This is a genomic window from Lunatimonas salinarum (assembly GCF_017811155.1).
GTDB classification, from domain to species: domain Bacteria; phylum Bacteroidota; class Bacteroidia; order Cytophagales; family Cyclobacteriaceae; genus Lunatimonas; species Lunatimonas salinarum.
Genome location: NZ_JACVCV010000037.1, coordinates 1 through 6,899 on the forward strand (window position 1 = coordinate 1; position 6,899 = coordinate 6,899).

Genomic DNA, 6,899 nt, shown 5'->3' on the forward strand with positions numbered 1-6,899 from the left:
ACTATTATTTTAGAAATTTCTGAAAAAACAACAAATAATCTGTTTTAAAGCGTATACGAAGCGGTTAGTTTTCATGCTTTTAACTGCGGAACGATTTCGTCTGTTTTCTGAGTGATAAAAAGGGGAAAACGATATCGCAAAGATATATTCTTCTTCTGCCACGACCGACGTATAAAAATAAGTCCTGCTCAGATCGGTAAACTGTGCCAAGGCTTAGCCGGTCGAATAGTCTACCTCAAAGTCCGGTATCGTCTGTTCAGGCCCGCGAACTGAGATTAGGACTCCACTGTGTACATCCAGAATTAGAATATATAGGTTAAAAATGGGTAACTTTTAGGGTATAAAAGGGGTAACCCTAAACCGGAATTAACAGAAGAGTATCGTTTAGACCTTCACAACCATATCGAACCCCAGCGCTGGCATCCTGTATGGATCTGCTGGTGCCGATGTTCCTAAAAGGAAAATACAGATATACAAACATATCCGTTCAGATCCTTGGATTTCAACGTGGTGGATCTATTTTGCTATGACAGGTTCCTTGGACTTGAACCGGCTTTTTTCTGCGAAGAGATCTGACGCCGATTTGGATAGCGATGGAAATTGTGTCGCCTGCGACCACACAATTCGTGAGTTTCAAAATTTCTTGGCATCTGAAGACCGATTTTGTGGAATGATGGGAGGAATTCAACTAAAATTTTTCCTGACCGTTTTTGTCTTGGAAAATGAGATATCGGAGAAAAACACCTATTTTCAGTTTTTAGAATAATCTACGAGATGAATCGAATAAAGGAAGTATTGGAGGAAAAGGGAATCAAACAAACCTGGCTGGCCGAAAAGCTCGGGAAGAGCTACAATATGGTCAATAGCTATGTCCAAAACAGGCAACAACCCCGACTGGAAGTGCTTTTTGAGATTGCCAAAATCCTCGGAGTGAGTGCCAAGGATCTGCTGATCGACCAAAATGATCCCAACCCAAATACAGCCGCCAATTAACAAGCTGAACAGCGACCATGTCAGAAAATAACAGCATCACTATGGACGGAAAGAGCCTTTCCATCGAAGCGGAAAAAATAAATGCACTGAAGGAGATCCTACCGGAAGTCTTTACGGAAAACAAAATAGACTGGGAGAAGCTAAAAGCCACCCTTGGGGAGAACATCAACTTCTCCAACGAACGCTATGTGCTCAACTGGGCGGGAAAAAGCGATGCGTTCAAAGTCCTCCAAAGCCCGTCAACCAAAACGCTGGTTCCGGCTAAGGAGGAAAGTGTCAACTTTGACAACACCCAGAACATCTTTATCGAAGGGGAAAACCTGGAAGTGCTCAAGGTGCTGCAAAAGAGCTACTTCGGCAAGGTCAAGATGATCTATATAGATCCCCCCTACAATACCGGCAACGATTCCTTTATCTACCCGGACAAGTTTTCCGAAACCAAGGCCGACTACGAAAAGCGGGTAGGCGACAAGGACGAGCAAGGCTATATGACCAAGGATGGAATATTCAAAAAGAACAGCAAGGAAAACGGGCAATACCACAGCAACTGGCTCAATATGATGATGCCCCGCCTGTATCTGGCCAAGAACCTGCTGAGGCAGGACGGAGTGATCTTCGTGTCTATAGATGATAATGAGGTGCATAACTTGAGGCTGCTGATGAATGAGATTTTCGGGGAGGAGAATTTTATTGAACAAATGATCTGGAAGAAAAGGTATGGAGGTGGCGCAAAGGAAAAATATTTGGTTAATCTTCATGAATACATCTTAATGTATTCCAAAGAGAAAGAAAATATTGATCCGATTTTCATAAACAATAACGAGGAGTTTATTGAGAAGTATTACACTAAAAAGGACGAAAAATTCAATGAGAGAGGTCCATTTAGGTTACAGCCATTAGAAGCGGCTAAGAGTATGGGGGAGCGAAAAAACCTTGTATTTGATATAGCAGGTCCAGAAGGGATAGTAATTAAACCAAAAAGACAATGGCTGTGGTCTCAAGAAAGAGTCTTAAAAGCTTTGAAGGAAAATAATCTTGAGTTTAACAAAGACAAAAATGGTGAATGGACAGTTGCTATTAAACAATATTTGAAGGATGAAAACGGGAATGAGAAAAAACTCAAAGTAACTTCAATTATTGAAGGGATATTTACTCAGCACGGTACCAAAGAAATCGAAAATCTATTTGATACCGTTGATTATTTTCCCTATCCGAAACCTAGTTCTGTTGTAAAGCACTTGATGGAGTTTTCAACAGAATCTGATGATCTTGTTTTAGATTTTTTTGCTGGATCAGGAACCTCTGCGCAAGCGGTCATGGATTTGAACAAAGCAGACGGAGGCAATAGAAAATACATCTGTGTCCAGCTACCTGAGCTTTGTGAGGAAAAAAGCGAAGCCTCTACAGCTGGCTACAAAACCATAGCCGATATCTCAAAGGAAAGAATCCGAAGAGCCGGGAAGAAAATCCAAGAGGAGATAGCACAGGAAATCAACCAGTTGGAATCTAAAATCAAGAAATTGGAAGGGGAACTGCCCACAGAAGAAACCAAAGCTGAAATAGCCAATCAAAAGGCTAAAATCCAGACGTTGCAAGCACAGGATCTGGGTTTCAAAGTCCTGAAACTGGATGAGAGCAACTTCAAGCAATGGCGACAGTTGGAAGGTCATGATCCCCAGGCGCTGGCCGAGCAGATCAGGCTCTTCGTGGATCCGGTGGCCGAATCCGCCACGGTGGAAAATATGGTCTATGAACTCCTACTCAAAAGCGGCAAAAACCTGAACAGTAAAATAGAAAAAGAAGGGGCTGTCTATCAAATCAACGGCAAGGAACTGGTCTTACTACTGGAAAAAGCCACCGAAGAGATCATCCACAAAGTCATTGCTGACAAACCCACCAAGGTCATCGCCCTGGACAGGTTGTTCAAGGACAATGACCAACTCAAAACCAACACGGTACTGCAGATGCGGGATGCGGGTGTGGAGTTTAAAACGATTTGATTATGAATTTGTTAAGTCCAGAATATAAGAAATGGTTGGTTGAACTAAAGGGCAAAATCCGTTCTGCACAGATTAAAGCCGCTATAGCGGTAAACAGCACGCTTATTTTGTTTTACTGGGAATTGGGTGAAATGATCAGTGAAAAACAAACAGCTTATGGTACAGGTTTTATCCCACAACTTTCTAAAGATCTACAGGATGAGTTCCCGGAAATAAAAGGATTGTCTGCAAGAAATCTGGCATTTTGCCGTCAGTTTTATCAGTTTTACACCTCTTCAAATTTGCAACAAGTTGTTGCAAATTTGAAGAGTCAAGCTGGTTTTTCAGCTGAGAAGCAAGGTGTTACTCAATCTCAAGGTGCTCAAAACGAATCAATTATAATTTTGAAACAGCTTGTTGCAAAAATACCGTGGGGGCTGGGCAAAGGTTTTGCGTTTATAGGACAGCAATTTCATTTGCAGGTTGGCGAAAGTGATTATTACATAGATCTGCTGTTTTACCACACCAGGCTAAAATGCTATGTGGTGATCGAATTAAAGAATACCAAGTTTATTCCTGAATTTGCCGGTAAACTTAATTTTTATTTGTCGGCTGTGGACAGTTTGGTAAAAGATCCATCGGACAATCCCACAATCGGAATACTACTGTGCAAGGACAAAAACAATGTTGAAGTAGAATTTGCCCTGAGAGACCTAAACAAGCCCATGGGAGTAAGTGAGCTTAAACTGGTGGAAGATCTGCCCGAAAACCTGAAAAGCAGTTTGCCTACCATTGAAGAAATAGAAGTTGAATTCGATAAAATCAAATAATGAAATTATCTTTTGAATCGAATCTGGCCTATCAGCAGGAAGCCATCAAATCCATTACGGATTTGTTTGAGGGACAGCCCATGGAAGATGCTGCGGTGGAGTTCAGGTTAAGTGAAAGTGGCTCATTGAACCTGATGATCAATGGAGTAAGCAACAACCTGGTCTTGTCGGAGGAGCAGATCCTGGAAAATCTGCAACGCATTCAGGCGGGCAATGACATGGAGGTTTCCGGCAAATTGGACGGCATGCACTTTTCCGTGGAAATGGAGACGGGGACGGGGAAGACCTATGTTTACCTGAGGACGGTTTATGAGCTGAACAAGCTGTACGGGTTTAAGAAGTTTGTCATCGTGGTACCGTCCGTGGCCATCCGGGAGGGAGTGCTGAAGAATCTGCAAATCACCCACGAGCATTTCCAGACACTGTATGATAATGTCCCGATCAATTTCCAGGTGTATGACAGTTCCAAGGTGTCCACGCTGAGGGGCTTTGCCACGACCAATAACATTGAAGTGCTGGTGATCAACATTGACTCCTTTGCCAAGGATGAGAATATCATCAACAGGCCCAATGACAAGCTCAATGGTCAGATGCCCGTGGAGTTTATCCAGGCAACCAACCCTGTAGTCATCGTGGACGAGCCTCAGAATATGGAAACGGAAAAGCGGATTGCGGCCATCGAAAAACTCAACGGGCTTTGCACCCTGCGCTATTCGGCTACTCACCGAAATCACTACAACCTTACTTATAGCCTTAATCCCGTGAAAGCCTACGATTTGGGATTGGTCAAGCAAATAGAGGTGGATTCCGTGATGGAGGAGAATGCCTTCAATGATGCGTTCGTTTCTGTAGATTCCATCCAAGCCACCAAGACCAAAGTAACGGCAAAGATTACCATCAGCAGCAATGAAAAAGGCGGAGTCAAAAAGAAAAGCCTTAACATAAAGGTAGGCGATGACCTCTATCAGCTCTCCAACGAGCGGGAGGTCTATTCCGACGGGTATATCATTGAGGAAATTGATGCTGTGAATCAATGCATTTCTCTTTCCAATGGAAACCTGTTATACAAAGGAGACAGCCAGGGCGGATTGACGGACGAGGTGATGAAGTTCCAGATCCGGAAAACCATCGAGGAACACCTTAGAAAAGAAAAGCGGCTGAATAAATCAGGTATCAAGGTGCTGTCCCTCTTCTTCATTGACAAGGTGGCCAACTACCGGCAATATGATGCGGCAGGAGATCCAGTGAAGGGAAAGTTTGCCGAATGGTTTGAGGAAATCTATGCCGAGTATATGGCCAAGCCCGCCTTCAAAGAATTGGACAGGTTTCCGGTGAAGGACATCCATAACGGCTATTTTTCCCAGGATAGCAAAGGAAGGATGAAGGATACTTCCGGGGAAACCAAAGCGGACGACGATACCTACAGCCTGATCATGAAAGACAAGGAGAAGTTGCTGGGGCTGGACAATCCCCTCCGTTTTATCTTCTCCCATTCCGCATTGAGGGAGGGCTGGGACAATCCCAATGTCTTCCAGATATGCACCTTGAATGAGACCAAATCCGACATCAAGAAACGGCAGGAAATAGGCAGGGGGTTGAGATTGGCCGTTGACCAGGAGGGGAAAAGAACCTACGACCGCAACATCAACCGCCTGACGGTTGTGGCGAACGAATCCTATGACGACTTTGCCAAGGCGCTGCAAAAGGAAATCGAGGAAGATTGTGGGGTGGCTTTTACCGGAAGGGTAAAAAACAAACAAACCCGTACCGCCGTCAACTACCGGAAAGGCTTTGAGGCAGATCCCCGGTTTCTGGAAATATGGGAGAAGCTCAAAAAGAAAACCACCTACAAGGTGGATTACAAGACCGATGAATTGGTCGTGCGGGCTGCCAAAGCCTTAAAGGAACTACCGGCCATTCATGCCCCCTCCATCCGCTCCACCAAGGTTCAGATCAGCATGACAGGAGGTGGAGTAGATACCCTGTATGCCGGAGACAAGCTGGAATCCTACGGAGGATATACCTGGAAAATCCCGGATGTATTGGGCTATATCCAAAGCAAGACCGAGCTGACCAGGTCCACCATCGAACAGATCCTGACGCAATCTGACCGGATCGGAGACATTTTAGTCAACCCCCAACTATTTCTAGACCTGTCCATTCAGGCTATTAACAGGACCTTGCATGGCCTGATGATCGATGGGATCAAATACCAGAAGATCGGCAGTACGGAATACGAAATGTCCCTGTTTGAAGCGCAGGAGTTGGAAATCTACCTGAACGACTTCTCTTTCAAAGTGAGAGACGCGAACAAGACCATCTATGAGGAATATATACCCCTGGATTCTGGTGTGGAGAGCCGCTTTGCCCAAGACTGTGAGAGCAGTGAGCAGGTAAAATTCTATTTCAAGCTCCCCAACTGGTTCAAAATACCGACTCCGATAGGAAATTACAATCCTGACTGGGCGGTGGTGTTTGAAGGAGAGGAGAAAGTGTACTTCGTTGCCGAGACCAAGGATACCGGAACGCCTTATGTTGACCTCTACAAGCTAAGCGCCGACGAACAGCTAAAAATCAAGTGCGGCAAAGCACATTTCAATGAATTCGACGACCTGGAATACCGGGTGGTGAGTAAAGTTGGGCAGTTGGTTAGATGATTATAGATAAAAAGCCGTCATTAAACTTCTTTTACTAAACCCTTCAAGTTCAGTTCACCTTATGTCGGTAACGAAATGTGCAATAAGCGTTGTTTTAAACCTTAGGCCAACTTGTCAATCCTAATAAGGGTTTATTTTTGGTGTATTCCTTATATGTCTGACCTCCATTTCTTTGGTTTTATAGTCCTATCTGTTTGGCTTTTTTATCAATCATTACGTGATAGGCTTCCTTCAGTTCCTCCGGAAGAAAGCTTATTTCTACAAACTCATGCCATTTGGGTATCGCTTTTTTGAAACGCTCGAAGATATTGTCGAATGCTTTTTGATCGATTTCAAACCTCCCCATAGCGGCTTCAAAATCCCTGCGTGTTACTTTTCTTTTCCGTCCATTTAGTGTAAGTGCCAATTCTTCGCTATCTCCTTCAACCACCAACTGGGCA

5 protein-coding genes and 1 pseudogene are annotated in these 6,899 nt (G+C 44.1%); 5 read left to right on the forward strand and 1 reads right to left on the reverse strand.

Features of this window, described 5'->3' with window-relative positions; genetic code table 11:
• The first annotated feature begins 526 nt into the window (after positions 1-526).
• From IAQ59_RS21360 to IAQ59_RS21380, 5 genes are read left to right on the forward strand one after another with little or no spacing between them, the layout of a single operon-like run.
• Positions 527-766, forward strand: a complete 240-nt coding sequence (locus tag IAQ59_RS21360) for a hypothetical protein (RefSeq protein WP_209332892.1) — start codon at positions 527-529, stop codon at positions 764-766.
• A gap of 8 nt (positions 767-774) precedes the next feature.
• Complete coding sequence (locus tag IAQ59_RS21365) at positions 775-993, forward strand: helix-turn-helix domain-containing protein (RefSeq protein WP_209332893.1); 219 nt, start codon at positions 775-777, stop codon at positions 991-993.
• A gap of 17 nt (positions 994-1,010) precedes the next feature.
• The gene (locus IAQ59_RS21370) at positions 1,011-2,993 is read left to right on the forward strand and encodes a site-specific DNA-methyltransferase (protein ID WP_209332894.1); all 1,983 of its coding nucleotides are present in this window, start codon (positions 1,011-1,013) and stop codon (positions 2,991-2,993) included.
• 2 nt (positions 2,994-2,995) lie between these two features.
• Positions 2,996-3,802, forward strand: a complete 807-nt coding sequence (locus IAQ59_RS21375; protein WP_209332895.1) for a PDDEXK nuclease domain-containing protein — start codon at positions 2,996-2,998, stop codon at positions 3,800-3,802.
• Positions 3,802-6,459 (forward strand): restriction endonuclease, encoded by a 2,658-nt coding sequence (locus IAQ59_RS21380; protein WP_209332896.1) that lies wholly within the window; start codon positions 3,802-3,804, stop codon positions 6,457-6,459. The genes IAQ59_RS21375 and IAQ59_RS21380 overlap by 1 nt, the downstream gene beginning before the upstream one ends.
• 178 nt (positions 6,460-6,637) lie before the next feature.
• Here the strand turns inward: IAQ59_RS21380 and IAQ59_RS21385 are convergent.
• Positions 6,638-6,899, reverse strand: a pseudogene (locus IAQ59_RS21385) (type II toxin-antitoxin system HipA family toxin); the annotation flags it as partial.

Excerpts from the sequence above, each read along its gene's own strand:
- IAQ59_RS21360 (WP_209332892.1), top strand. The coding sequence starts at position 527 with ATGACAGGTTCCTTGGACTTGAACCGGCTTTTTTCTGCGAAGAGATCT.
- IAQ59_RS21365 (WP_209332893.1), top strand. The coding sequence starts at position 775 with ATGAATCGAATAAAGGAAGTATTGGAGGAAAAGGGAATCAAACAAACC.
- IAQ59_RS21370 (WP_209332894.1), top strand. The coding sequence starts at position 1,011 with ATGTCAGAAAATAACAGCATCACTATGGACGGAAAGAGCCTTTCCATC.
- IAQ59_RS21375 (WP_209332895.1), top strand. The coding sequence starts at position 2,996 with ATGAATTTGTTAAGTCCAGAATATAAGAAATGGTTGGTTGAACTAAAG.
- IAQ59_RS21380 (WP_209332896.1), top strand. The coding sequence starts at position 3,802 with ATGAAATTATCTTTTGAATCGAATCTGGCCTATCAGCAGGAAGCCATC.